Annotated in this window: 3 protein-coding genes; 2 read left to right on the top strand and 1 reads right to left on the bottom strand. The window is 72.6% G+C overall.

What is annotated here, in order from left to right:
• Window positions 1-257 precede the first annotated feature (257 nt).
• On the top strand, window positions 258-602 hold the full coding sequence (locus AOK08_RS45645; protein WP_157876638.1) for a hypothetical protein: 345 nt from the start codon (window positions 258-260) through the stop codon (window positions 600-602).
• Here AOK08_RS45645 and AOK08_RS10545 read toward each other — a convergent pair.
• Window positions 572-1,471, bottom strand: coding sequence for a DUF4184 family protein (locus AOK08_RS10545; protein ID WP_055525227.1), 900 nt, complete (start codon window positions 1,469-1,471; stop codon window positions 572-574). The genes AOK08_RS45645 and AOK08_RS10545 overlap by 31 nt on opposite strands.
• Before the next feature lie 402 nt (window positions 1,472-1,873).
• On the opposite strand from AOK08_RS10545, the gene AOK08_RS10540 reads away from it, so the two are divergent.
• On the top strand, window positions 1,874-3,578 hold a 1,705-nt coding region (locus AOK08_RS10540; protein WP_055525226.1), incomplete at its 3' end, for a lytic transglycosylase domain-containing protein.

The following is a 3,578-nucleotide window of genomic DNA, read 5'->3' as shown; positions in this document are numbered from 1 at the left end:
CCTGGTCGGGCGGGTCTCGGACCCGGGTCGTGCGAGTGGCTGGTTTCCTGGTCGGGCGGGTCTCGGATCCGGGCTGGGTGAGTGGCTGGTTTCCTGGTCCGGCGGGCCTCGGACCCGGGTCGTGCGAGTGGCCGGTCTCCCGGTCCGGCGGGCCCCGAACCCCGGCCGCACAGGACCCCGCCCGGCCCCGGAGGGCCCGTCACCCGCGTGGCCCTCGCGAACACGCCTTGCCCGGGCCCGCCAGCCAGGATGCGGGCATGGGTATACGCACGCTCATCCGCCGTACGGCCCCCACGCGGACCTCCCGGGTGCCGGTGTTCGCGGCCGACGCGAGCACCGCCCGCTTTCCCGGCAGCAGCCCCCTCTCCGCGCCACTGGGACGCCGTACGGCCGCGCTTCGTCGCGTACTCGCGCCGGCCGCCCGGCTTCGCCCCGCCCGTCTGCGCTCGGTCCGCCTTCGCCCCGTGGGCCTCGGCCCGCGCTCCGGTCTCCTGACGTCCCGCCGCGCCCACGCCTTGCGCCGCTGGGCGGGACGGGGGCGCGGCTGGTTGCGCCGACCGCTCCGCGGCGGTCAGCGGGAGGCCGTACGCCCGCCCGCGTGATCCGCCGCGCTCCCCTCCGCGGAACCCTCCGTACGGTTGTCGTGGTCCCCCGGAGCGGTGGCCCCCGTCCGCTCACCGGGACGCCAGGCCCTGACGCCCACCGCGTACACGACCAGCCCCGCCAGCAGGCCCGCGCCGACTCCGAAGCACAGCGTCGGGATCACCTCCCACGGCCTCGCCGTCGCGCCCCAGTGCGCCCGCCAGCGCACCACTCGCTGCACCGCGCCCACCGTCGCGCAGCCGCCGATCACGGCGCAGGCCAGCCACCGGTGCCGTACCGACAGCACCGGCACGCCCACCGGTTCGCCCGCGCCGGTCCGCCGTAGCGCGTGGTACACGAACCCGGCGATGATCACGGCGGCCAGCGCCGAAGTGCCGTACTGCAGGTACCAGTACAGCGGTGAGCCCGCCAGGGTGCGGTCCAGGACGGGGAACAGGCGCACCCCCCACCGGTCGTGGTGCGTGAACGCGTCCCAGACGACATGGGTCAGGGCGCCGAAGGAGGCCGACGCGTACCAGCGCAGCGCCAGTGCGGGTGTCACCCGCGCGCGGGGCGTTCCGCAGCGCAGCACAGTCGCCGTCCTGCCCTGCCGGGCGCGTGGCAGCAGGGCCACCAGCGGCTCGCGCAGGAGCAGCCACAGGGCTACCAGCGCCCAGGCGACGGCCACGTCGAAGGTGAGGACGCCAGGTATGGAGTGGGTGAAACTGCCGAACTCCATCGCTCCGGGCAGGACACTTGCCGCGAAGTAGGTCAGATCGGGGGAGAACGAGCCGGCGAAGAGAACCGCCGGTATCAGTCGGCCGCGTCCGGTTCCGTCGGCGCGCACGGCGGGCAGTACGGCCGCCGCATGGCTGAGAGTGAACGGCAAGAGGGCTCCCTGGAGCGGATGTTGACGGGGTCGAACCGCCCTGGTGATCACCGGTGTCCAGTATGCGGGACCGCCGCTGGCTGCGGCGGGTGGCGGAAAGGGCGGCCGAAGGGGCAAGCGGAAGGGCGCGCGCGGGTTACCCGCGTTCGCGAAGCGCGACAGAATCACAGTTGGCCAATCGGTGAATATCGGGCGCGAACGGGTGTCCGTGCAACACAAGTTGTCGTAGGGTCGCCTGGGTCGGCCTGCTGGGGAGCATGGTCGAACAGGGAAGCGCAAGGCAGGCGGAATGCGCGAACAAGGCGTGGAATCGGGCGAAATGGCCGGTTTGCAAAGCTGACCCACACCGGATGAAAACAGGCGGAACAGGGTGGTTCGTCACCCTCGGGAGGGGTTCTCTGTATGGCGGCGTACATCGGCAGGAGGCTCCGCAAGGGGGCGGCGACGACCGCCGTGGCCGCGCTCGCGGTCGCGGCATTGTCCGCGTCCCAGGCTCCGGGGGCGACGGTCGACGACCAGGGCAGACAGGCCACCGCCAGCGACTCCCAGCCCACTCCCGAGGCGGCGACGTCCGGCGGCAGCGCGAGCGCGACCGGCAACTCGCCGTACTACACGGACCTTCCGCCGCTCCACAGCCCGAACCCCAGTCCGAGCCCGACGCAGTCGTCCGTCATGGGCACGCCGGTCTCGCTCGGCGAGGCCGAGGCAGGCATACCCGCGACCGTCCTCGACGCCTACAAGAAGGCCGAGGCGGCGCTGGGCAAGGCCAAGCCGGGCTGCAACCTGCCCTGGCAGCTTCTCGCGGCCATCGGCAAGGTCGAGTCCGGCCAGGCCCGCGGCGGCAGGGTCGACGCGAACGGCACCACGCTCAGCCCGATCCTCGGCCCGCAGCTCGACGGCAACGGCTTCGCGCTCATCAAGGACACCGACCACGGCGCGTACGACGGCAACAGCGGCTACGACCAGGCCGTCGGGCCCATGCAGTTCATCCCGTCGACCTGGGCGTGGGCGGGCCGCGACGGCAACGGCGACGGCAGGAAAGACCCCAACAACGTCTACGACGCCGCCCTCGCCGCCGCGAACTACCTGTGCCGGTACGGCTGGGACCTGTCGACGCAGGCCGATCTCAACCGGGCGATCCTCAGCTACAACAACTCGACGGACTATCTGAACCTCGTCCTGTCGTGGCTGGAGTACTACCGCAAGGGCACCCACGAGGTCCCGGACGGCACGGGCAAGCTGCCGGCGGGCCGCAGCGACAACAAGCCCGGGGCGCGCCCCGGAGCGAAGCCGTCTCCGGCGAAGCCGAGCCCCGACCCCACTCCGAGCAGGCCCGGGACGCCCACCAGGCCCCCGGCGAAGCCCGGGAAGCCCACCGTGCCGGTCCCGATACCCACGCCCACCGACACGGTGGACCACCTGGAGGACGCGGGTACCGCCAAGCTCACCGCGACGGCGGGCGACGTGTTCGCCAAGAAGATCAGCACGCGCGCGGAGACCGCCGCCGGCAAGGCGGTCGGCAAGGTCAGGATCCGCTTCACGATCGTCGGCGACACCGACACCACCTTCACCGGCGGTGAGAACGTCGCCACGGTCGTCACCAACAGCGCCGGAATCGCGGTCGCGCCCGTACTGGAAGCGGGCGAGAAGACGGGCACCTTCACGGTCCGCGCGCTCGTCGTCGGCCGTATGGTCAGCGGCCTCGACTACTCGGCCACCGTCACCGCCCGCACCGCCGACACCCTCACCCGCATCGGCACCATCCCGCTCACCTGTGTGGCGGGCGGCGAGTTCGCCGACCAGGTCGAGGTCGTCGCGACGAACGGCGGCGCCGTCGCGGACCGGGTCGCGGCCACCGCGACCCTGATCACCTCGGCCGACAACGCGACGGTGAACGACAAGGGCCCCTACTTCAAGGACGCGGACGGCAAGCCGGTCCGCACCCTCGCGGGCCTCGAAACGGACGCGAACGGCCTGCTCGAACTGCCGAAGCTGTACGCGGACAACGCCGCCGGCACCTTCCTGCTCCGCATCACCACCACCGGCGGCGCCACCCTGACCGTCGAACTGACGGTGACGGCGGCACCCACCCCCGGCCCCTCGGAAC

It is taken from the genome of Streptomyces graminilatus (assembly GCF_001418565.1).
GTDB lineage: Bacteria > Actinomycetota > Actinomycetes > Streptomycetales > Streptomycetaceae > Streptomyces > Streptomyces graminilatus.
Note: the sequence above shows the minus strand (reverse complement) of the source record. Positions and strands in the feature narration are given on the sequence as shown.

Coding starts and splice junctions, on each gene's coding strand:
- AOK08_RS45645 (WP_157876638.1), top strand. CDS start 258: ATGGGTATACGCACGCTCATCCGCCGTACGGCCCCCACGCGGACCTCC.